Genomic DNA, 24,236 nt, shown 5'->3' on the forward strand with positions numbered 1-24,236 from the left:
CACTTAAAAACAACATAAAAAAATCCCCCAAACGGGGGATTTCTTTCAAGGCTATTACATAGCCTTAGTCTCTGGCATCAAACACTTATCGGAATCGCAGCCCGCTGGCCCTGAATCCATCATTTCACCTAAGTCATAGCGACTCAGTGCCGCATGAAAAACATCTATTTGGCGGCGCGCTAAAGTCTCTTCCACCATCTTGGTGTAAGTTTCCTTGTTTATCGGTTCAAAGGGCAAACGCGGGAAAGTTTCAAGAGCATCAAACCGAGCTAAAAGCGCTGCGGAAATGTAGCCTTCATCATCGCGAATCGCTTCATAAATCCGAGTGCCCAAACTTTCCACTTCGTTTTCGCGCAGTTCAATCGTGGCCGAAGTGTTATGTCTGACATAGAACTTTTGCACTTGCATATAAAAGTCCATTTGTGCCGCCGCTGAGAACTTGTTAATGTCAATTTCATCAGCACCGGGTAAATCAGCCCAACTTACTGCAACAGGTATTTCTACCAGCCATTCCGTGCAGCGTTCATCGAAGGGATTGTTCAGCAAATTGCCGTTTTCATCCTTGTCAGATTGAGACGGAATCACGTTGTATCCGTAGTCGATGCAGGCGAGGGCTACGGGGTCGTTTTTGCCGAAAGTGATTCGGCGAATGAAACGCTGGGCTTTCGGCGGATGCCACCCCGGCGAAGCACCTGTCAGCAGAGATTTAGTACCCGATGGTTGAACCGTTGTGCAGCGATTTGGGCGTTTTAAGGAATGGCGATCGCAATAATCCCATACTACCCGATCGACAATCTCGCGCCAACCACTCAAATACTCTTCTTCCCGCTGTTTAAAAGCGATTCCTTGGGGAGTTTGCGGGCGGCCTTCCACCCACCAGCGCAGCCACTCAACGCCAAAAGCATGAACGAAGAAATCGAACAATCCCGTGAAAGATACGCCGACAATCGGGTCTAATTCGCGGCTGTATTGATAGCGGGGTTCAAGAAATTTGTGATTGAGAAGTACCGCGACAGATAGAGCCGCAGCCCTGAAAGCTTCTTCCTGTTCTTTGAAGTTGTAAGGGTCAATTTGATTGAGGTGAACCTCCGCCAAATTACAGTTTCCAGCTAGGGTATTGCCGAAAACTCCCTTATGAAACTCTGGTTCGTTGAAGCAGTAAGTATCGTGCAATCCTGGTAATTCTTCGACACTTCTGACCACTTGCCATTTACCTTTGTGTTTAGCATTCGTCCCTTTGCTCACATCTAACCGCTGACAAGGAATTTCACCACATTCAGTAATTTGCAAGTAGTACAAATCTCGACTTCGGACACCGTAATTAGTAATTGACCCTTGATGAGCGCAAAGATTTAGCGACGAACGAATACCACATTTGGTCAAAAGTAACTGAACTCTAAAAGCGCGATCGCGGTCAGAAATATAAATTCTGATACCATTACTGTGGGTATTCGAGCCGTCAGTATCGGCTAATCCAGCAATAAAATGTAAAATTGCTTGCCGATTCCAGCTCGCAATTACATTTAGTGCTTCTGGGTTAACTTTCAAACTTTTCAGCAACTCTCCAGAAAAGCTCAAGTTAGTTACATCGGTAAAAGCAGGTAAATAGTCATAGCTTCTTTCATGAGACTTATTTCCTGCTACTGACAATGCCATTTTATGTTCGTAAAGTCGAACTTTCGCATTGTCATTTTTGTCTGTAGTTCCATCTCCTACAGCGACCCCCAAAGTGTAAGCATAACTTGAATCGATATTCAAGCCATCTTCATACTGAATTGTAAAAGGTTCAGTATGAATGCTATAGCGGCTTGTATCCATCAAGTCTTTGGTTTGAACTTCTCTGTAAACTTTACCAAAGCGATCCTTGACAAAAAAGCGATGATATTCTGTGGCATCCAGATAAGTACCATCACCAAACTTTACACGATAAAGTTTGCGTCGCCCGCCACAAGTATCACTCGCTGTCTTAAATGGTGTGACGCAGCTCCATCTTTTACCATTCCAAATCTCGATTTCAGTTCCAAGAACGTCCTTTATTTTATGCAGTCCGTCTCTAGTAATTAGCAGAGTGTCGCCACTGACACAATGAAAATTAGAGCCGATGATTTCACCACACGGGTTTAAGCCCACACGAACTAACCTATGCTCTAACTCGCCAGCAGTCATATTAGGATGGCGTTCCTGCAACCACTCTTTAGCTTTTCCTTCGTCATAAGCTTTCAAAAACTCAAGTTTAAGACTCGGTGTTGAAAGTAAATCAACGTTAGATCGAGCTACAGCTTCGCCGGCCCATTGAATCGCACCTTCGCCGCTGTAATACTGTTTACGGACAGCATCAATACATTCTTCTAGTGTAGGTTTGGTATGGAAAACTCGCGTATGGTTGGCCATCCGAAGGGCATCGCGTTCTGGATCTATTCTCCAGTTGCCGCTTTCATCTTGTTGCCACAAATTATTTTTAGCATTTGCTCCGAGTTCGTCATCAGCATAAAACTGACGCATTCCGGCCGATCTTCTAATGTTTCCAGCAACAATTGTCACCGCAGCTTCATCAATCAACACGCAGCATTCAACTGAATTTAACTGCCGCCCTAAAGCTTTATTCAAAATTGCGGCGCAGCGCTGATAAAGGTCGGGCAATTTCACCGGATTTGCTACTCCGCCAAAACCTTTTAAAGGTTCTCCCACCGGGCGAACGTCGCTCAAATCGATAAAAACTTGAACTTCTCCTGCAAATCTTTCATCTGTGGATAATTCCAGCAAACTTTGATAGGAGCTTACCCAACCTTGGCGAGAATCTCCGACATAAATAGTGGCGGTTTTTTCTGCTATTTTTACTTCTGTTTCTTGACGGCGCGACTGGGCGGGTGTCGAGCCGATTTCGCCTTGCATGGTTAGGGTTAAACGGTTGCGAATCGGCGGCAGTTGGTTGATATATTGTGGTTCCAAGACTGCCCCAGTGCCGCAGCCCATCATTGCCAAATCCATCAACAAGCCAAAGGAACGCCAGTCGAGAATATTTGTTGATGAGCAATTATATGCGCCGGAAAAATTCTCTGGTTGCTCGATCCATTTGCTGCCACCTACCCACAGCCAGCGGCCTGAAGCGAGGGTTTTGAGCTCGTTTTGCATCCGGTGCAGCAGTTGTGTTTCTTCGGGGGTGAGGTTTCCCAGCTTTTGCAGCCCCTTGACTGTTCGATCGCACACTTCGGCCCAAGTCTCCCTTCCCGTCTCGGTACGGCGACTGTAAGTCCTGAAAAATACTGGATTGGCTGCGGGTGCTGTTTCGGGGAAATCGGACAGGTTGCGTTTCTCGCTGGCACTCGATCGCTCTAATTCTCGAACCATAGGTTGTGTACTGACGTGTCGGAATAAATCAACAGACTACGAATATACAACAGGATTCAGATTTAGGGTAAAAGGTTAATATATTTGACAATTTGCACTAGATATGGGGCATCTGTCGATTTTAGATTTTAGATTTTAGATTTTAGATTGCAGAAAGCCATCCTACTTCGATTTGGGATTTGAGATTTTCGATTTTAGGGTGAAAACTTGACAAATTTGACAATTTGCACTAGATATGGGGCACAGAAGTGTACAAGCTCGATCGGGCGATCGGCTCAAAACTTGACAAAAAAACCCGATTTCTTTCTGAAACCGGGTGAACAGCAAATCTTGTCAATTGTCAACCCTTTGTCAATAAAAACTCAATATTGGGTAACAGCGGGTCTTGAACAACCCCCACACCGTTAAAGCCCCAACGTTCAAGCAGCTTTTTCACCTGAGAACCGGAAATCGATTCTACTCCGAATCGATCGGCAACATCAGCAGCGTGGGCATTGAGATAGCTCAAAGCGTCATAGTCTTCGCGAAACATCAGCAGGTAACTCACTGCCGAATCAGGATTGGGATTCGCGGACAGATATTTGCCGTCACTGCGGGAACGTAGCAAGTAAAAAACTTGAGATAACATATTATCTTGGTTGGCAAAATAATAGATTAACTCAAATTGGGCATTGAGAATCGGGAATCGGGAATTGGGCATTGGTAAATTAAAAAAGTTTAATTATTTTTCTTCCTTCTTCCTTCTTCCTTCTTCCTTCTTCCTTCTTCCTTCCCCTATTTAAATCAAAGTCAGTGCTAAGCCTTTAATTCCTCGCCCGTCGCCAATTTGACCGACAATCGAAGCTTGACCAGTCGTCAAATTGATATTGTATAGACTGGAAACTCCGCCAACCTCGATCGCAGCCAAAGCCGTCTCGTTACCGCCAACACTCCTGACATCAAAGCCGAGAACGGTACCAGCATCAATTCCCAAAGATCCGATCGTATTCAACACCCCATTATTCGGCGGATCTTGTCGCACCAAAACATCTAAATTGGTGTCAATTGCAAACAGCGTTGTCGAAGCTGCCCCTGCAAGGTTATTCACATACGCAGCAGCAGCAGCCGCGCCGGGATTGCCAAAATTGCGATCGCCCGCAGCATAAGCCAAATTCCCGTCGAGTTGAACTCCCCCCGTCAACGTGTCAACATCGACAATTGCCCCCGTATCCGGGTTGAGGCGGGCGTTTTGACCGGCTTGATTGACAAACCGAATTCGATCAACCGTCGGATTGAAATCAAAACCCGCAGCCCCCGGAGTTAGGGGAACAGCAAACTGCCCGCTACCGACTGGACTTGCTTGCCCAGTCACCGGATTGATGGCGTACAAGCGATTGCTAGAACCCACACCGTATAACACACCGTTAGCGGGGCGAAAATCAATTCCCAGCAAACTTTCTCCCGGCTGTAACCCTGTAACTGCCACGTCACTGAGAATCGCCCGCGGTGCCGCCTCGTTAAAACCGACAATTGTTTCAGCGCCATTTCTGACAGTTAAGGCGTAAGCTGTAGGCAAAGGCAAAGCCAAACCGTTAATCTCTCTCCCGTCGGCAATTTGACCGACAAAGGAAGCTTGACCGCTACTTAAATTGATATTGTACAAGCCGGAAATGCCACCAACTTCCAGCGCCGCCACTGCCACCTCGCGGCCGCCAATACTCCTGATATCAAAGCCGAGAACGCTAGTAGCATCAACTCCCAAAGATCCGATCGTATTCAACCCTCCATTATTCGGCGGATCTTGTCGCACCAAAACATCCAAATCGCTGTCAATTACAAACAGGGTTGTCGAAGTTCCCCCGGCAAAGTTATTCGTGTACGCAGCCCCTGCTGCCGCCGGATTTGACCCAAAATTGCGATCGCCCGCAACATAAGCCAAATTCCCGTCGAGTTGAATTCCCCCCGCCACCGTGTCAAAATCCACAAGTGCCCCGTTATCCGGGTTGAGGCGGGCGTTTTGATCGCCTTCATTGACAAAGCGAATTCGATCGACTGTCGGATTGAAATCAAAACCCGCAGCCCCCGGATTTAGGGGAACAGCAAACTGCCCGTTACCGACTGGACTTGCTTCCCCAGTCATCGGATTGAGAGTATACAAGCGATTGCTAGAACCCACACCGTAAAGCAAACCGTTAGCTGGCCGATAATCAATTCCCAGCAAACTTTCTCCCGCTGGCAATCCAGTCACGGGCAAATCTGTGATGACACTTCCCGGATTGGAAAGACTAAAACCGACAATCCGATTAGCAGGAGTTAAAGCATAAGCCGTTGTCCGCGCTGGAGGCGGGGGATTGGGAACAACGCTGCCAATATTATTAGTGAAACTTGCCTGGTTAATCGAACTTTGTCTCACCCCTCTGAGAGTAGCGAGAAATTCTCCTGTTACCCGGTCTTGAATAACAGTATCGTTTCCAGCTTCCAGAATATTCAAGTCGCTAAAACTGAGACCTTCCCCCAAACCGATTAAATCTGTACCGGGTGTAAAATCGGCGATCGCGTCGGCATTTGCCAAACTCACACCGCCACTGGTACGGAAAGGGTCAGCCTCAGCGTAGCGCCTCAAAACAAATAGGTCTGCCCCGTCTCCCCCTATCAGGATATCAGTATCTCTATCCCCCGACAAAACATCATTGCCGGAGTTGCCCGATATGGAATCGCTGCCTTTCCCGCCCACTAAAAAATCGTTGCCTTCTCCGCCGTTAATAGTGTCGTTCTCTAAATCTCCAAATAGCGAATCTTGACCAGAATTGCCCTCAATTAAATCGCTTTGCTTACCTCCATAAATGCTGTCATTACCAGAGTTTCCGGCAATGGTGTCATTGCCCATCAAACCAAAAATCAGGTCATCTTCTGGAGTTCCTGCTAGCAAGTTTGCTTGGGCGGTGTCTCTAATTTCGGCCATGTTCTAGTCACCCTCTAAATTTGATACTTTTGTTGCCTAACGGCGGTGGTATTCTCAGTCAAAATATCACAAATTCGCACTTTTAGGATAGTTTTTCTTATTTTCGGCTGTAGGGGTGGGTTGCCATAAAAGTATTACACGCAGCTAAAATGATATATAAACTCGCCCCCGATTCAAATAAACCCACTTTTAAATACAGATCGCTTAGCCGTATTTTATAGTTGGGTGTGTAGCCAAGGGCGATCGCAGCTCAACTGCAAACAGGCAAGCTGAAATTTTTAGCGGTGCGAACCTATGAAATTTTGTACTGCGTTCATTAGTAATATACGCTGACTCTATAATTTTGGATCTGTACGGTCAGAAATTATTTTTCAACTTTAATCTTAAAGCCTGCGAAGGTGGGCTTTGTCTGTGTAGCGGCGACAACCATCGCTCAATATAAAGTGGATTATAAATGCGAAATTGGCATAATAAGTTAGTTAAACAGTCGTTTTCAGAGGACTCAAGCATTCAGGCAGGGATTTAAATCCATGCCTGAACCGGAGTTTCACGTTTGATCTCTTCCCCTGCTTTTTCAAGCTTTCAGCAGTGCTTTAGAAGCTGATTCCCCTGCGAGTTTCAGTTGCGATCGCAATTTGAGATTCAACAACAGCAACACAGTCCACTGACTGAGTATGGATAGCAAAACCGTATTTCCTGACACGGCTGCCAAAGACGGCAAAGAGAAAACGCCAATAAAGGTTGAAGACAACCACAAAATAGGAGCTTTTTCTGGGGAGAGCAAGAGAATAGATAAAATCAGAGGTGGCAACAAGAGAGCGCTGCCGACTGTGGCTGCGGCCCAATTTTCCGGATTTCGGGTTTTGGTAAATAGGAATAGTTGGGTGATGGCTGCGTAAATTAGGATAAGATTCATGCAGAAAATTACACCCCCAAATCCATTATTCTCACTTTTTTCCAACAGCGCCCAAGGTGTTAAAATTATTACTGAGCTGAGGAAATTGATCGCGATCGCAACTACAGCCGGACTTTTATCGCTCCAAATTAAATCGAGTAGTGGGTAGCGTCGCCACAGCTTCTGATTGCTGGGAACGATTTGTTTCCGATACCTCGCCCAATCGTACAATGATTGTCTGTCAGATGTTAAAGCTGCAATTAAAGCTAAGAACATCACCAAATTCAAGATAAGTAAACAGATGAAATTACCTGAGTTTGGGGGGTCGGATTGGAGTGCAAACCCTAAAAATATTACCTGACAGCAGATAACTAGCAAATAACTTTGCCCCTTGCTCAAAACTGTAGCACTGGGATTGGGAAAACGGCGCTGCCATCCCTGCCACATCCAGTAGGTTCCTGTACCACAAACCAAGAGATACAAAGCAATGCCACTCGCAATATTTGTACCCACTGGCGAGTAAAACCATTGCAACTTGTCTAAGTTTTCAACTAACGAATCGAAATCAGTTTTATCAGCTAGAAAAAGCGGATATCTCAGGATAGCAAGGGGAGACAAAAAATGTAACACATCCCCAGCAGCTCGCGTGAGCGGGAGCCAAGAAAACCCAAACACAACAAAAGCCATAGCGCTAGCCAACCAAGGTTGAAATCCTCCCAACCAACTGGTTGTCAATCCAAACAGCATCCCAGTGCTGTAAAATAAAGCACAGCTAGCTGCAACTGCTATGTAGAAACATAAAATTTCATTCAGGGGTATTTGAGCAGCTAATCCAGCGTACAGATGCAGGGGTACTGCCAGAATTGCTGCTAGATACAGTAAAATTGGGACGCCAAGAATTTTGCCCAGAAAAATTGTTTTGGCAGACTGGGGACTGAGGCGAATAAAGTTGAGCGTGCCGCGGCGTTCCTCCTTGTCTAAGTCACTGACAAGCATATAAGTCCCTGCTACTAATAAAGCTAAGACGCTCAATATGCTCAGCAAAATGAATATCTCTAGCCACCACTGCGACCAGTTAATGGCAAAGTTGCCCAAGGCATCTATGACGCACTTTGTATCATAGGAATTGCCAGTGTCTAAACCGCAAAATCTGTGAGAGATGGGGTAAGTGTACTCCCCATTAGCAGAGGGAACGGGTATCTGGGCGCTGTAATACATCAATAGCAGCAGTTGACCGCTTAGGGAAAAAGCCGAGGCGATCGCCATATTGCCAATATTCAAGCGGCCTTTGATTTCTCGAAATAACTGGGGATTCCAGTTGCCTATTTTGTCTAGTAAGTGGAGTGTCATTGGTTATTGGTGATTAGGAATGGGTGATGAGTTAGTTATAACTCACTGTTCATCTTGGTAACGAGAGAAAAAGCTTTCTTAGGATGCTTGCTGGTGTCCCATCTTGAGGAAGATGGTTTCTAAGTCTTCTTGAGTGCAGTGGAATTCGGTTAGGGGAATGTTGGCCGCGACGAGTTCGCGTAATAAATTTGCGGCATCTTCCGGGCTTCCTGAAAAATCAACGCACACCTGTTGAGTTTCCGGGATTATTGCCCAATTTTCCACCCAAGGAAAGTTTTTTAATTCCGAATGATTCCTTCCCCTTGTTCTTCCCCTGCTTTTTCAAGCTTTCAGCAGTGCTTTAGAAGCTGATTGCCCTGCGAGTTTCAGTTGCGATCGCAATTTGAGATTCAGCAGCACCAAGACAGTCCACTGGCCGAGTATGGAGAGCAAAATGGTGTTTCCTGACGCTGCCAGAGACGACAAAGACCAAAAGCCACCAAATGTTGAAGACAACCACAAAATAGGAGCTTTTTCGGGGGTTAGCAAGAGCATAGATAAAATTAGAGGGGGCAAGAAGATAGCGCTCCCGATTGTGATAACGGTCAAAATTTCCCCGTTTCGATTTTTTGTCAATAGGAATAGTTGGACGATGGCTGCGTAAATTAGAATCAGATTTAGGCAGAAAATTACTCCCAAAAATCCGTTTATCTCATTGCTTTTCAACAGCATCCCAGGTATTAAAATTATGACTGAGCTGAGGAGATTAATCGCGATCGCAACTATGGCTGGACTTTTTTCGCTCCAAACTAAATCGACTAGCGGGTAGCGCCGCCACAACTTCTGACTGCTGGGAACGATTTGTTGCCGATACCTCGCCCAATCGTACAAAGATTGTCTGTCCGATGTTCAAGCTGCCATTAAAGCTAAGAAAATCAGCAAATTCAAGACAAGTAAACTGGCTTCATTAGCGTAGGGTGAAGGGTTTGATTGAAGTGCAAATCCTAAAATTATTGGCTGACAGCAGATAACTAGCACATAACTTTGCTGCTTGCTCAAAACTGTAGCACTGGGATTTGGAAAGCGGCGCTGCCATCCTTGCCACATCCAATAGGTTCCTGTACCACAAATTAAGAGAGACAAAGCAAGGCCACTTGCAATATTTTCACCGACGGGCAAGTAAAACCATTGCAACTTGTCTAAATCTTCAGCTAACCAATGGAAATTTTCATATTTATTCCCCACTCCAAAAATCCAGTATTTCAAGATAGCAAGGGGAGACAAAAATGTTAGTAAATCGCCAGTAGTGCGCGTTAACGGGAGCGTAGAAATCCCAAACAAAACAAAAACCGTACCGCTAACCAACCAAGGTTGAAATCCTCCCAACCAACTGGTTGTCAATCCAAATAGCATCGCACTGCTGTAAAACAAAGCACAGCTACCTGCAAATGCTGTGTAGAAACATAAAATTTCATTCAGAGATATTTGAGCAGCTAATCCACTGTACAGGTGCAGCGGTACTGTCAGAATTGCTGCTAGATACAGTAAAATTGGGACGCCGAGAATTTTGCCGAGAAAAATTGTTTTGGCTGACTGGGGACTGAGGCGAATAAAGTTGAGCGTGCCGCGGCGTTCCTCCTTGTCTAAGTCGCCCACAAGCATATAAGTCCCTGCTACTAATAAAGCTAAGACGCTCAAGATGCTCAGCCAAATGAATATTTGCAACCACCACTCCCGCCAGTTAATGATAAAGTTGCCAAAGGCATCTCTGAAGCACTCTGTCTCATAGGAAGTGTCATGCTCTATAGTGCAAAATCTGTGATAGATGGGATAAGTGTGCTCGCCATTAGCAGGGGGAACGGGAATCTGGGCGCTGTAATACATAAACAGCAGCAGTTGAGCGCTGACAGAAAGGGCAGATGCGATCGCCATATTGCCCATTTTCAAGCGACCTTTGATTTCTCGAAATAACTGGGGATTCCAGTTGCCTATTTTATCTAACAAGTTGAGTGTCATTGCTTATTGGTTATGAGGAATGGGTGATGAGTTAGTTATAACTCACTGTTCATCTTGGTAACGAGGGAAAAAGCTTTCTTAGGATGCTTGCTGGTGTCCCATCTTGAGGAAGATGGTTTCTAAGTCTTCTTGAGTGCAGTGGAATTCGGTTAGGGGAATGTTGGCCGCGACGAGTTCGCGTAATAAATTTGCGGCATCTTCCGGGCTTCCTGAAAAATCAACGCACACCTGTTGAGTTTCCGGGATTATTGCCCAATTTTCCACCCACGGAAAGTTTTTTAACTCCGATGTTAGCGCTTCTAATTTATTTCCTAAAACCGACATGAAAATTTGCTGGCGGCTGAGGCGTTTGTAAAGTTCTTGTAAAGGTGCGCTTTCGACCAGATATCCGAGTTCCATGATGCTGACCCAGGTACAAAGTTCGGCTAAGTCGCTGAGGACGTGAGATGATATGACTACGGTCATGCCGACTTCTTGCAAAACTTTGATAATTTCGCGGAACTGCATTCGGGCGATCGGATCTAAGCCAGAAACGGGTTCGTCTAACAACAGCAATAGCGGTTCGTGGATAATAGTTCTCCCCAAACTCAGGCGCTGTTTCATCCCCCGCGACAGGGTAGAAATTAAGCTGTTGCGCTTGTTGGTTAGTTGCACGAGTTCTAAGACGGAGTTGATTCGCTCTCGGCGGCGCGGTTGCTGGAGGTTGTAGAGTCGGGCAAAATAGTCTAAATAATCCCAAACAGTCAAGTCGTCGTAGAGGGGAAAGTCATCGGGAAGAAAGCCGATGTGCTGTTTGAGAATTGGGTGCGATCGATCGCGCAATAACCTATCCCCGTTGATGTAAATTTCCCCTATAGTCGGTTCCTCAGCCGCCGCCAACATTCGCAGCAAAGTAGTTTTGCCGGCACCGTTGGGGCCTATCAGTCCGCATACTTCGCCTGCTGCTACTTGCAAATCGATGTCATTGACGGCTATATGGCGATCGAATTGTTTCGTCAGCCCGCGAGTTTCTATTGCTAGTTGTTTTGCCATGTTTGGAGGGTGAATGAAGTTTGATACGGTGCATTTCTAGGAATAATAGAAGTTAGATCGAGTCCGATTGATTTGAGGGGATTATTCGTGGGGGAGGGCAGGTTCACCGACAATAATTGCCGAAAACCGACAATCTCATAAACCTGCCCCCGCCCGACGACAAATCGCTAATCTACCGGACAGGATATTACGCATCCACACCAAAGAAACAGGGTTTTTGTCGCTTTTAGGTGCTATAACTAAGTATTCCCCAAAAAAAACCGTTTCCCATCGCCCGTGCGTAAGTCCCGATTGAAATAGATGCCTACAGCTAGGCTAGCTGGTTCTTGCAGGAATTGTCATCTCGTTTCTGAAATTAAAACAAGGACATTCTCGATCGCTGAAATCCTTGCTACTATTAACTCATCCTTCTTCCTTCTTCCTTCTTCCTTCTTCCTTTTGCTATATCAAGTCTGCACGGAAAATTCCTCTGGATCGATATCCCAATTTGCCCAGCGAATTGCCTCCCTCGCTGATGTCAGGTCAGGCGGCACTCTCAAAGCGTGAATGAATCCCGTACTCGGACAAGTCATTTTTAACAAACAAATCGGCTCGACATCGGCATTATCTATTTGTAATAGTGCATATTCCTGCCAACTATCTTTTTGTTTTGCTTCTAATTCTTGACAAAGGCGCTCGTAACCAATCCCTTCAATTAACACTCGCCGAACTTCGGCATTCTCTTCTGCTAAAAGCCATTGGGATTGCCATTGATTTGGGTGGACTTTGCCGTATTCTTCAGGCAATCTGACACCATGATAATAATAAAAATTCCATCCATCCGCAAACTCGATCGCAGGTTCTCCTTCCGCGTGCAGGCGGTTTTGACTGTCAAAGCGCAGGTGGCGGGGGCGATCGCACACCGCGCAAATTTTTTCAAAGGGAAATATCCAACCGCAATGCTCGAAAAGCTGCTTTTGGCAGCGAAGTATTTCTTGTGCCTTTTGGGAAATATTGACCCCTAATGAAGAAATATACCATTCAGTCAAATAGATTGATTTAAACAAAGTCGTGGGGGTTTCAGGGTATTTCAGGTCGAACCAATGAGCGGGAAAAACATTCCCCATCGTTCGTTCCGCTCGCTCATATTCTTCAACCAAATCGTACATGAGCCAACTCATTGTGGTGTCTGCTTCCGACTCCATCGTCATGCTACGGAGCTCATACTCCCACACCGCCGGACTTGTAAAGTCTCTCACAATCGATGGGGACATGGACATCCATTTCCAGTCTAGCTTTTTCCCCAATCTATTCCCATGCCCTTCGTTTGACCAGTTTGGTGAATGGTCGCCTTTTGCCAAGTTGAAGATTTGGAGAAAAGCGTCGCGGGGACTGCTGCAAATAATAACTTCTGGTTCTCCTAAGCCCATAGCGGCATAAGCAACTTTGACTGCTTCTGTGGCTTTTTGAGCATCAATTGGCGTAGTCAAGAGAGTAAGACGTTTTTGTGCGAGTTCGCCTACCACGCACATAGCGGTAATTTGATTCGAGTCGAGATTCAGTGTGGTCAGATTGGTGAGCGAGCGGAGGGAGCTAATGTCGGTAATTTGATTGAAGCTGAGATCTAGTGTGGTCAGATTGGTAAGCGAGCCGAGGAAGCTGATGTCGGTAATTTGATTGTAGTTGAGATGCAGTGCGGTCAGATTGGTGAGCGAGCCGAGAAAGCTGATGTCGCTAATTTGATTGCTGTAGAGATCCAGTGTGGTCAGATTGGTCAGCGAGCCGAGAAAGCTGAAATCGGTAATTTGATTGAAGCTGAGAGACAGTGTGGTCAGATTGGTAAGCGAGCCGAGAAAGCTGAAATCGGTAATTTGATTGAAGCTGAGAGACAGTGTGGTCAGATTGGCGAGCGAGCCGAGGATGTTGATGTCGGTAATTTGATTTTCGGACAGATCCAGTGTTGTCAGATTGGTGAGCGAGCCGAGGGAGCTGATGTCGGTAATTCTATTGCTGCGAAGATCGAGTGTTGTCAGATTGGTGAGCAAGCCGAGGGAGCTGATGTCGGTAATTTGATTGCGCCAGAGATGCAGTGTGGTCAGATTGGTGAGCGAGCCGAGGAAGCTGATGTCGGTAATTTCATTGTTGTACAGATTCAGTGTGGTCAGATTGGTGAGTGAGTCCAGGAAGCTGATGTCGGTAATTTGATTGCCGTCGAGATGCAGTGTCGTCAGATTGGTAAGCGAGCCGAGAAAGCTGATGTCGCTAATTTGATTGAAGCTCAGATGCAGTGTCGTCAGATTGGTAAGCGAGCCGAGAAAGCTGATGTCGCTAATTTGATTGCCGTCGAGATGCAGTGTCGTCAGATTGGTAAGCGAGCCGAGAAAGCTGATGTCGGTAATTTGAGTGCCGTCGAGATGCAGTGTCGTCAGATTGGTAAGCGAGCCGAGAAAGCTGAAGTCGGTAATTTCATTGCTTTTGAGAGACAGTGTGGTCAGATTGGTGAGCGAGCCGAGGATGCTGATGTCGGTAATTTCATTGCTGCCCAGATTCAGTGTGGTCAGATTGGTGAGCGAGCCGAGGATGCTGATGTCGGTAATTTGATTGTTGTGGAGATCCAGTGTGGTCAGATTGGTGAGCGAGCCGAGGATGCTGATGTCGGTAATTTGATTGCTGTTGAGAGACAGTGTGGTCAGATTGGTGAGCGAGCCGAGGATGCTGATGTCGGTAATTTTATTGTTGTTGAGATTCAGTGTTGTCAGATTGGTGAGCGAGCCGAGAGAGTTGATGTCGGTAATTTTATTGTCGCCGAGATCCAGTGTTGTCAGATTGGTGAACGAGCCGAGGAAGCTGATGTCGGTAATTTTATTGCGCCAGAGAGACAGTGTTGTCAGATTGGTGAGCGAGCCGAGGGAGCTGATGTCGTTAATTTGATTGTAGCCCAGATGCAGTGTGGTCAGATTGGTGAGCGAGCCGAGGGAGCTGATGTCGTTAATTTGATTGCTGCCGAGATAAAGTTCTGTCAGACTGGTGAGTAAGTCCAGGAAGCTGATGTCGTTAATTTGATTGTTGCCGAGATCCAGTGTTGTCAGATTGGTGAGCGAGCCGAGAAAGCTGATGTCGGTAATTTGATTGCGCCAGAGAGACAGTGTTGTCAGATTGGTGAGCGAGCCGAGAGAGTTGAAGTCGGTAATTTGATTGTTGTTGAGATCCAGTGTGGTCAGATTGGTGAGCGAGCCGAGAAAGCTGATGTCGGTAATTTGATTCCAGCCGAGATGCAGTGTTGTCAGATTGGCGAGCGAGCCGAGAAAGCTGATGTCGGTAATTCGATTGTTGCCGAGATGCAGTGTTGTCAGATTGGTGAGTGAGTCCAGGAAGCTGATGTCGGTAATTTGATTCCAGCCGAGATGCAGTGTTGTCAGATTGGTGAGTGAGTCCAGGAAGCTGAGGTCGGTAATTCGATTGTTGCCGAGATACAGTGTTGTCAGATTGGTGAGCGCTCGCAAGGCGCTGATGTCGCTAATTGGATTCCCGGTGAGATACAGTTCTGTCAGATTGGTGAGCGCTCGCAAGGCGCTGATGTCGGTAATTTGATTGATAAAGTAGAGAGCGAGTGTTGTCAGATTGGTGAGCGCTCGCAAGGCGCTGATGTCGCTAATTGGATTGTTGTGGAGATCCAGTGTGGTCAGATTGGTGAGCGAACTGAGGGAGCTGATGTCGGTAATTTGATTGCTGCCGAGATACAGTTTTGTCAGACTCGTGAGCGAGCGGAGGGAGCTGATGTCGGTAATTTGATTGATGTAGAGAACCAGTTTTGTCAGATTGGTGAGCGAGCCGAGGGAGCTGATGTCGGTAATTTGATTGTTGTTGAGATTCAGTGTTGTCAGATTAGTGAGCGAGCCGAGGATGCTGATGTCGCTAATTTGATTGTTGTGGATATCCAGTGTTGTCAGATTGGTGAGCGAGCCGAGGATGCTGATGTCGCTAATTTGATTGTCGCACAGATTCAGTGTTGTCAGATTGGTGAGCGAGCCGAGGATGCTGATGTCGCTAATTTGATTGTCGCACAGATTCAGTGTGGTCAGATTGGTGAGCGAGCCGAGGATGCTGATGTCGCTAATTCCAGTGTTGCTGAGATCCAATTCGGTCTTGCTTGAAAGTATCTGAACCGCTTCTTGTGCGTCATCAGTGCCAGCCTTTTTTAGCAACACTTTAACTGTGTGCCTTGCCTCTTGTGAAAGGCTGTCAATATGCCTGCACCTGTCCGCAAAGCTGCTAAAACTCATTGGCTCGTTTGGTTGTTTTTCTGACATAAAACCTTCCTAGATGGACAAAATTTGAGTAACTATTGACATCTAATCACTGAATTAAGTCTGTTATTTCAAATCTTCCAGCTTAATCCGAGGATCGACAGCTTTCAGCAGCAAATCGGCCAACAAATTCCCCACAATCAACATCGTCGCACCCATCATCAAACTTGCCATTACTAAATACAAATCTTGATTGTTCACGGCCTCCAAAGTCAGCTTTCCCAAACCCGGCCAATTAAAGAAAAATTCGGCAATAAACGCACCGCTCAACAAACTAGCAAACTCAAAACCCAATAGCGTAATCAACGGATTAACAGCATTCCGCAAAGCGTGAACGTAAATTACTCGATCGTCCGGCAAGCCTTTAGCCCGTGCTGTTCGGATATAATCTTGACGCAGCACGTCTAACAATTGTCCGCGCATCAATCTTTGCAAACCCGCAAAACCAGTAACGCTGAGGGCGACAGTTGGCAAAATTAAGTGCCAGCCGTAATCGAGGATTTGGCCCCACCAAGGTAAGTCTGCGTGGTCAATACTCGTCATTCCTCCGACGGGAAACAGAGGCGAAGTATTCTGAGCAAAAAATAGCAGCAGCAACGCTGTGATAAAGCTGGGAAATCCTTGTCCGGTGTAGCTGACTACTTGCAAAACTCGATCGACTGTGCGGTTTTGATTGACGGCGGCGACTATTCCCAAGGGAATCGCGATCGCCCAAGTTACAATCAAAGATGCGATCGCCATTAATAACGTCGCCGGTACCCGTTCCCACAGCAGCGAAGCTACGGATCGCTGATACACAAAACTCGTGCCAAAATTCCCCCGCGTCACAATTTGTTGCAGCCACCGCCAATACTGCACAATAGCTGGTTTATCTAAGCCGAACTGCTGTTCGAGTTGCTTGAGTGTCTCCGGCGAAATCTTCGGATTTTGGCTCAAAGTATCCAAGTAATTTCCCGGTGCTAGCTCAATAATTGCAAAACAAAGCATTGATGCTAAAAATAGGGTTAAAAGTGCCTGCAACAGTCGCTTGACAACATAAGTAAATGTTTCCCCAGCAAACAGAGAATTCAATAATTGCCAATTTCGATTAGATTTAATAGAAGTCATAGGATTTTAGATTTTAGATTTTAGATTTTAGATTTGAAGAATTGTGAATGATATTAATTCCGGTTGGATCGGAATGATTTAACCACAGAGAACGCAGAGATCGCAGAGAAAGAGAAGAGAGAGATGAATACAGGACGATGCAAATGTCAAGGATATTATTTGTCAGTAGTTTTTATTCAACTGTCAGCAGTCAACTGCCAACTGTCAGCAGTCAACTGCCAACAGTTAACTAACTAATATTCAACTAGCGTGACGATCGGCACATCGGGCAATTTCTGCCTGCCGCCCAAGGCCTGCAATTCAATGATAAAAGCAAAACCGACAAGCTCGCAGCCAGCTTGCTCTAACAATTTAGCCGTCGCCGCCGCTGTTCCGCCAGTGGCGATTAAATCGTCCACAATCAGCACCCGGCTGCCGGATGTCATCGCATCTTGGTGCATCTCCAGTCGATCGACACCGTACTCCAACTCATACTCAGCAAAATGAACCGCACCGGGCAGTTTCCCCGGTTTGCGGACAGGAATAAAGCCTATTCCCATTTTATAAGCCAACGGCGCGCCAAATATAAAGCCCCGCGATTCCATGCCCACCACATAGTCAACAGACATTGCAGAGCATTTTTCCGCTAAGCTGTCAATGGTGTAGCTCAGCCCTTGCGGGTCGCGCAGCAAAGTTGTAATGTCTCGAAACAGAATTCCCGGCTTGGGGAAATCAGGAATGTCGCGAATCAGAGATTTGAGATCCATAAGCTTGCAGATCGGCGTTGAGGGTAACGAGGCATCAAAAATGGTACAATAATAACGTCAAAATTTAAAAATTAAAAAATAAAAATTAAAACTAAGAGCTTCTTTAATTTTTATTCTTTAATTGCTTAATCCTTTACGTACTATGTAAACAAATGTCATAATTCCCTAACAACAGGGTTGAATATCAACATTTGTCACCCTATGATCGAAAGTCAAAAATCTAATATCTAAAATCCAATGATTAAGTTGGCAGCACGAGTGGGTGAGGTTTCTCCTTCTATAACCTTGGCGATCGCAGCTAAGGCTAAAGCCATGAAGGCCGAAGGGATTGATGTCTGTAGTTTGAGTACGGGAGAACCCGACTTTGATACCCCCGAACACATTAAAGCAGCGGCAAAACAAGCTTTAGACGCGGGGAAGACTAAGTATGGCCCTGTGGCTGGGGAACCGCAGTTAAAAGCTGCGATCGCACGCAAACTCCAATCCGACAACAATCTCAACTATCAACCAGAAAATATCATTGTCACCAACGGCGGCAAACATTCCCTCTACAATCTGATGATGGCTCTGATCGAGCCGGGAGAGGAAGTAATTATTCCGGCTCCCTACTGGCTAAGCTACCCTGAAATGGTTAAACTCGCTAGCGGCAAGCCAGTAATTGTACGGACTGATGCTTCTACAGGATATAAAATTACACCGGAACAACTGAGTCGAGCGATTACTCCCAAAACCAAGTTATTTGTACTGAATTCGCCTTCTAACCCTACGGGAATGGTGTATACTCCGGCGGAAATCAAAGCCTTGGCCGAGGTGATAGTCGATCGAGATATTTTAGTCGTTGCTGACGAAATTTACGAAAAAATTATATATGACGACGCCCAGCACGTCAGCATCGGTTCCCTGGGCAAAGAAATCTTCGATCGCACCCTGATCAGCAGCGGTTTTGCTAAAGCTTACTCGATGACAGGCTGGCGAATCGGTTATTTGGCCGGGCCGATCGAATTAATCAAAGCCACCAACACCATTCAAGGTCACAGTACCTCAAACGTGTGTACCTTTGCACAGTACGGCGCGATCGCAGCTTTGGAAAGCAGTCAAGAGTCTGTCGAAACAATGCGTCTAGCTTTTGCCGAAAGGCGTCAGGTAATATTTGAATTACTCGATGCTGTCCCTGGAATTAGCTGTATTAAACCAGACGGTGCTTTCTATATGTTTGTCAACATCAGCAAGACAGGAATGAATTCTTTGGAATTTTGCGACGCTTTCTTAGAACAGCAGCAAGTAGCAGTTATTCCGGGGATTGCGTTTGGTGCAGACGACCACATTCGCTTGTCTTACGCCACGGATTTAGGCACAATTAAAAAAGCCGTCGAAAGGCTCGATAAATTTGTCCGCAGCATCTAAAAATTAGTTAGTAGTCAGTGGTTATTTGTTATTTGTTATCGGTAGCAGCTTACTGGTGACTGCTGACTGGTGACTGCTGACTGGTGACTGCTGACTGCTGACTAATGACTGCTGACTGCTGACTAATCACTAAAGCTGTTTAGTCATAATCTCTTTGAGCAAATCCAGCCCCTTCTTAACTCGCCGAGAAACTGTCACCGCACTGATACCCAAGCGTTCAGCGGTTTCTTTCTGGGTTAAATCGTAGAGAAAAACAAACTCCAATATCTCGCGAGTCCGTTGTTCCAACATAGCCAAAGCTTGCTGTACGCGAATTTGATCCTCTTGCGCCAACTGAAAACTCCGATACTTGCTATCGGGCACTAATTCTCCCAGACAAGTAGCCCCCTCATCTTCATCTTGCATCGGCGCGTCCAAACTCAGAGGCGATCTGTTGAGATGGGCCAACTTAATTTCTTGCCATTCTTGTACAGAAACCTCAAGGACTGCTGCTACTTCAGCATCCGTAGGTTTCCGGTTTAACTGCACCTGCAACTCCTTGATCGCTGCTACTGATTTGCGTTCCAGGGACTGCCAGTGGCGGGGAAATCGCACAGAAGGGCTTTTGTCCCGCAAGTAGTGTTGAATTTCGCCCCGAATGTAGGGAATTGCAAAGGAACTAAAAGCGTGCCCCTTCGCGATATCAAACCGCTCGATCGCCCTGATCAACCCAATACATCCGACTTGCAGCAAATCGTCGTAGCTTTCACCGCACTGGTTGATCCAGTGGTAAACTTCTTTTCTGACCAGTCCAATATTCAGTTTAACTAACTGATTGCGGATTTCATTAGATCCAGAAAGTTGGTACTCGCGCAACAATTGCAAATTTTCGCTTTTTAGCTCGTTCGGCAGTGTGGTAGACATGGTGGCATAAGGGTGGGTAGAGCAGAGGACTGAGGTTGCTTTAGATCTAGTTTCCAATCTAGTCTAAAAAAATTCACTTTTATGTAGTGTAATCGTAGCACTTAATAGGTGTGATAGCGGACACACCAGTTGAGTTTTCGGAACGTGAACGGATTTAGCGGGATTATCCAAAGGTTTTCGGCATAAGCCAGACTTTTACCAGGTAGAAGGCCTTCGACCGCATCCCCTATTTAACCAGGTTTTTTGAAAAAGATATTATAAGCTGAAAGCGCTGTCAATACAATACTTTAATTAATAAAAAATCTCAACTTCATAACTGGCGAATGACCACAATTAAATCATAAATTTAGTCATTAGTCAACAGTCCTAAGTTATGTTGCTCAAGACTGTTGGCTAATGAAGAGCGAGCAGTACCTTTAGGGTAAAAAACTGCTCAAGTTCGATCGATCCCGAAAGCCAATTTTATGACACAGAAGGCTCAATGCGAGCGTAAAACAAACCCCGAATTTTCACGTCCAGAGCCGGTCTAGCTCCCAAATCTGTATCAGAAGGCTGCGTGCTCTCAAAAATGCCGCCAACTTCGCCAGTGGCGCTGTTGACTTTAGCAACTTGGAGAGAAATTTTGCCCGCCTTGGTGCGAGTGTCAGCCAGCTTAACATTAGACCGTTGCAGTTTGGCATTGTCAGTAGCCGGAAGCGCTACAGCATTGTCGTAGCCAGTCGATACCCCGCGACCTTTAGGGTCTAAAAAGCCTGCGCTGCGGTAAGAAGGAACGTTAAACTCGCCTCTCAAATCGGTGGAAGTATTGATAGCAACTACTCCGGGTTCGGAACTAGCTACCAGTTCTTTAATGGTAAACAAGAAAGGTACTTGCTCTCCGCCCGGTAATTGAATCGTAATAGCTTGAAAATCCAAGCCGTCTTCTTCTGTGAAAGTCAGAGTTCCGTCAGTACCGACCTTGAGCGTACCTTGAACTTGGTCAATGCTCGACGTGAACCGGGTCAGCAATTTACCAGGCACAAATTCCGCCTCTTGGCGTTTGTTTGCTGGTTCTTCCTTCACAAAATAAGTTGTTGGCTGCAAACACAAACCAGTCAGTTTATAGGTGGCGCCCGCTTCGATGGGGATCGATCCCCGAGAAGTTTCTGCCAAGCTAGGGCAGTTATTAGCCAAGCCAGTACCTCTAATCTCGTCGTAGGTGAGCAACTCGGTAGTCGCCACTGTCGTGTCAGAAGCAGAAGAACAAGCAACCAGCGCACTCATGCAAAATGCTAAAAGTGCAACAATTAAAGCACGATATTTCATTGCAAACCTCAATATCCAACATCGGATTATATTAAGAAAAAGCCCTACTTCGAGCAAAATATAATTGCCCGCCGGCAGGCTAGGCCAGCGCTTAGGGCAGCATTTAGATCCAGATCGCTCGCTTCACCGAGACCGGCATTGACTCAGAAAATCAAGCTAGTGCGCCGTGAAAATAAGCATGAACTTATGATTTCTCAATCATGTGTGGATCGCAGCCCAATACACATGGTACGACGGGTTGTGCTCTTTTCCTGACTTGGACTGCAAATTAATATTGCTTAAGTCAACCTACTTAAGTTACTTTGCTTATGACCCCGAATGGCGATCGCGACTAGCTCGATTAGTCGGTTGACCAAAAGGCTGGGGACAAAGGCCTTGTAGATTTCAAAGGAAGCAGCAGTATGGACAACGGCAAAGATTTAGAGTCAGAAAAGTTGCAGTCTCAAATGCAATCGCTGACAGAGGCGATTCGGACTTTAGCCGAAAGTTGTCAGGGAGACAGTCTGCTGCTTTTGGCCCTGCTGCGGAAGCTGGAAGCTTCGCACCGGGAAATTCGGGACGGTTTGTTTCAAGCGTCTTTTCCCGACAACCGCCAAGCACTTTACAAACTGCTCAGGAATATTGAAGCCAATGGCGGCTGGCCTTACATCCACCGCATGAAACTTCGATCGCTCTTGGGGTACAGCCAACAATTATCTCCCCTAGAAGATTCTCCAGCCGAGTCGCCAGAAGACTCGGCCGAAACTCCCCAGGACGTTAAATAGTTATGAGTGATGAGTTTAGTGAGTTTTACATTAACTCATCACTCATCACACAGCGGCACGATCGCACCTACAGCCCCGAAGGTGGAGGAAAAGGTGTAGGAAAAGGTATCTGGTTCGGCACCGTCGGGAATATCGGCGTCGGCCCGGGCATTGGCAATAGTCGGGGAGTCTGCGCCGGGGGGATCGAACTAATTGACACCAGGGGCGAATCAACATCAGGCACGCTAACCGTCGGCGGATTCGGAATCCTCGAAGCAGTCGGCGTCGGAGTCGGAGTTGGTGCTTCCGTGGGAGTCGGAGTTGGTGCGGCTGTCGGAGTCGGAGTTGGTGCGGCTGTCGGAGTCGGCGTCGGAGTCGGAGTCGGAGTCGGAGTCGGAGTCGGAGTCGGTGCTTCCGTGGGAGTCGGAGTTGGTGCTTCCGTGAGAGTTGGAGTCGGTGCTTCCGTGGGAGTTGGAGTCAGTGCTTCCGTGGGAGTTGGAGGCGGAGTTGGAAGTGATTCTGTAGTTGAAGTTTGAGGTTGAGTTGGATCTGTATTTGTGCTTGTAACTGTAGTGGTAGTTGTAGTGGTAATGGTGGTTGGCCTGGTAGTAACCGTCCCAGTCACAGCGATAAAATCATTCGCCTCGATCAGCGCCGCCGGAGTGTCGATCAAAATTGCTAAAAGCTTGCCGTCGAGCGTCGTAATTACTGTATCCCTGACATTTGCACCGTTACCTTGCCGAACTTGCAGTTGAGCGAAAGATAAATTGCTCGGCAGTCCAAAGAAATCCTCTGTGTCATTGTAATCAGTAATTAAAGCCAGACTGCCAGGCCCTGCTCCCAATCCAAAAACATCGCTGCCGCTGCCGCCAGTCAGAGTATCCGAACCCTCGCCTCCGATCAGAGAATCATTACCCTCTGCTCCAAATAAATTGTCATTGCCGAAACTGCCCAAAATTGTATCGTCGCCGATACCTCCTGCCAAGGAGTCATCGCCTAAACCGCCGTCGATACCATCATTACCTTTGCCGCCAAACAGAAAGTCATTACCTTCATCTCCCAGTACCGAGTCGTCGGCTTCATCGCCGCGAAGGGTATCGGAACCGGTGCCGCCAAAAACTGTATCGTCAGCCTTGCCACCGAATATCTGGTCATTACCAGCATCTCCGAAGAGCGAATCGTTGGCGGCATTGCCGTACAAAGTGTCGTCGCCGTCGCCGGCACTCAAATAATCGTTGCCCTCACCGCCCAACAGTTGATCCCTGCCGCTACCGCCGTTGACAGAATCGTTCCCCGCATTCCCGTAGAGAAAGTCATCATCAGCATTGCCGAACACGGAATCGTCGCCGTCATTCCCTGTGAGGGTGTCGTTGCCAGTACCGCCGGCAATCACATCAAAGTCTGCGTTGCCACTAACTAAGTCGTCCCCGGCATCTCCCACCACGCTGTCTATTCCGTCGTTGCCTTCGAGGATGTCGTTGCCCAAACCGCCACGAATCGAGTCATCGCCGTTCCCGCCGGAAGCAGAATCGCGGCCTTGGTTGCCAATAAGTTCGTCATTTCCTTCACCACCAAGCAGCGAATCTGATCCGTCACCTCCAAGAAGCTGGTCGTTGCCGCCGTCCCCCTCTAGGGTGTCATCTCCTCCCGCACCCAGAGGCGTGTCATCGCCATCTAAGGCGCGAATTCGATCGCTCAGCGGAGTTCCTAGAATAAAGTCGTTGCTGTCTGTGCCGATCAGGTTTGCCATAGGGGATACACCGGTCCTCAATAAAATAAATTGTTTGAAATTATGTTAATCGCCTTCGTGACAAGGGATTGCTGCTTGCCTAGGTTAGCATAATTGAGATTTTGGCAATCTGGCGCAGGGGCGCGGGAAGTTTTGCCCGTGTCCGCAATTGCGATCGGGGCTGGTATAATGCCCGATCGGCAATCTAATTTACTTATTCGGGATTTTTTCAAATATAAATTAGTCGATCGCACTCAAAGAACTCAAACTCGACAAACGAAAGGAGGAAGAATGAAAAATGAATAACCTTTTTCATTCTTCCTCCTCCTCATTTTTTTACTTCTGATACCACGTTGAAACAAGAATGGAACTGTAAGCACGTGTTCCAAATCATGATAGTCATCTGTCATATCAATTCCGGCCTGACTGCCGGAATGATATCAAATCCGCGC

16 protein-coding genes and 2 pseudogenes are annotated in these 24,236 nt (G+C 46.7%); 3 read left to right on the plus strand and 15 right to left on the minus strand.

All coding sequences use genetic code 11. The features are described 5' to 3' along the window. Window positions 1-54: 54 nt before the first annotated feature. The 12 genes and pseudogenes from nrdJ to QUA83_RS12080 form a co-directional block, all read right to left on the minus strand. Entirely contained in the window at window positions 55-3,348 is a 3,294-nt protein-coding gene (gene nrdJ, locus QUA83_RS12030) for a ribonucleoside-triphosphate reductase, adenosylcobalamin-dependent (RefSeq protein WP_333293386.1), read from the minus strand. 340 nt (window positions 3,349-3,688) lie between these two features. Beyond that, window positions 3,689-3,976 carry a hypothetical protein gene (locus QUA83_RS12035; protein ID WP_333293404.1) on the minus strand — a complete coding sequence of 96 codons (288 nt, stop codon included), beginning with the start codon at window positions 3,974-3,976 and terminating at the stop codon, window positions 3,689-3,691. A gap of 150 nt (window positions 3,977-4,126) precedes the next feature. Beyond that, entirely contained in the window at window positions 4,127-6,289 is a 2,163-nt protein-coding gene (locus QUA83_RS12040) for a DUF4394 domain-containing protein (protein ID WP_333293387.1), read from the minus strand. A gap of 574 nt (window positions 6,290-6,863) precedes the next feature. Next, window positions 6,864-8,534, minus strand: a complete 1,671-nt coding sequence (locus QUA83_RS12045; protein ID WP_333293388.1) for a hypothetical protein — start codon at window positions 8,532-8,534, stop codon at window positions 6,864-6,866. Window positions 8,535-8,612: 78 nt separating this feature from the next. After that, window positions 8,613-8,798: a hypothetical protein gene (locus tag QUA83_RS12050; RefSeq protein ID WP_445301770.1), complete on the minus strand. Its 186-nt coding sequence runs from the start codon at window positions 8,796-8,798 to the stop codon at window positions 8,613-8,615. A gap of 57 nt (window positions 8,799-8,855) precedes the next feature. Next, window positions 8,856-9,404, minus strand: a complete 549-nt coding sequence (locus QUA83_RS12055) for a hypothetical protein (RefSeq protein WP_333293389.1) — start codon at window positions 9,402-9,404, stop codon at window positions 8,856-8,858. Window positions 9,405-9,422: 18 nt separating this feature from the next. After that, on the minus strand, window positions 9,423-10,529 hold the full coding sequence (locus tag QUA83_RS12060) for a hypothetical protein (protein ID WP_333293390.1): 1,107 nt from the start codon (window positions 10,527-10,529) through the stop codon (window positions 9,423-9,425). 78 nt (window positions 10,530-10,607) lie between these two features. After that, window positions 10,608-11,561 (minus strand): ABC transporter ATP-binding protein, encoded by a 954-nt coding sequence (locus tag QUA83_RS12065; RefSeq protein ID WP_333293391.1) that lies wholly within the window; start codon window positions 11,559-11,561, stop codon window positions 10,608-10,610. Between the two features lie 446 nt (window positions 11,562-12,007). Then, window positions 12,008-12,583: pseudogene (locus QUA83_RS30555) on the minus strand (DUF6745 domain-containing protein); the annotation flags it as partial. A 474-nt stretch (window positions 12,584-13,057) separates the two neighbouring features. Then, window positions 13,058-15,850: pseudogene (locus QUA83_RS12070) on the minus strand (leucine-rich repeat domain-containing protein); the annotation flags it as partial. 63 nt (window positions 15,851-15,913) lie between these two features. Continuing rightward, window positions 15,914-16,954, minus strand: coding sequence for an ABC transporter permease (locus tag QUA83_RS12075; protein ID WP_333293393.1), 1,041 nt, complete (start codon window positions 16,952-16,954; stop codon window positions 15,914-15,916). Window positions 16,955-17,187: 233 nt separating this feature from the next. Then, window positions 17,188-17,700, minus strand: a complete 513-nt coding sequence (locus QUA83_RS12080; RefSeq protein ID WP_333137865.1) for an adenine phosphoribosyltransferase — start codon at window positions 17,698-17,700, stop codon at window positions 17,188-17,190. 237 nt (window positions 17,701-17,937) lie between these two features. Between QUA83_RS12080 and QUA83_RS12085 the strand changes: the two genes are divergently transcribed. Beyond that, complete coding sequence (locus tag QUA83_RS12085) at window positions 17,938-19,104, plus strand: pyridoxal phosphate-dependent aminotransferase (RefSeq protein ID WP_333293394.1); 1,167 nt, start codon at window positions 17,938-17,940, stop codon at window positions 19,102-19,104. 129 nt (window positions 19,105-19,233) lie between these two features. Here QUA83_RS12085 and QUA83_RS12090 read toward each other — a convergent pair whose 3' ends face one another. Both QUA83_RS12090 and QUA83_RS12095 read right to left on the minus strand, forming a co-directional pair. Next, entirely contained in the window at window positions 19,234-20,007 is a 774-nt protein-coding gene (locus tag QUA83_RS12090) for an RNA polymerase sigma factor SigF (protein WP_333040477.1), read from the minus strand. Between the two features lie 462 nt (window positions 20,008-20,469). Beyond that, a complete protein-coding gene (locus tag QUA83_RS12095; RefSeq protein WP_333293395.1) occupies window positions 20,470-21,312 on the minus strand; it encodes a photosystem II manganese-stabilizing polypeptide in 843 nt (280 codons plus the stop codon). Between the two features lie 401 nt (window positions 21,313-21,713). On the opposite strand from QUA83_RS12095, the gene QUA83_RS12100 reads away from it, so the two are divergent. Next, window positions 21,714-22,076, plus strand: a complete 363-nt coding sequence (locus QUA83_RS12100) for a hypothetical protein (protein ID WP_333293396.1) — start codon at window positions 21,714-21,716, stop codon at window positions 22,074-22,076. A 67-nt stretch (window positions 22,077-22,143) separates the two neighbouring features. Here QUA83_RS12100 and QUA83_RS12105 read toward each other — a convergent pair whose 3' ends face one another. Continuing rightward, entirely contained in the window at window positions 22,144-23,805 is a 1,662-nt protein-coding gene (locus tag QUA83_RS12105) for a calcium-binding protein (protein WP_333293397.1), read from the minus strand. A 93-nt stretch (window positions 23,806-23,898) separates the two neighbouring features. Here QUA83_RS12105 and QUA83_RS12110 point away from each other — a divergent pair, with 93 nt between their 5' ends. Further along, window positions 23,899-24,090: a hypothetical protein gene (locus tag QUA83_RS12110; RefSeq protein ID WP_333293398.1), complete on the plus strand. Its 192-nt coding sequence runs from the start codon at window positions 23,899-23,901 to the stop codon at window positions 24,088-24,090. The last annotated feature ends 146 nt before the right edge of the window (window positions 24,091-24,236 follow it).

Origin of the sequence: Microcoleus sp. K1-B1 (assembly GCF_036704705.1) — a bacterium.
In the GTDB taxonomy this organism is placed as follows: Bacteria; Cyanobacteriota; Cyanobacteriia; order Cyanobacteriales; family Microcoleaceae; genus Microcoleus.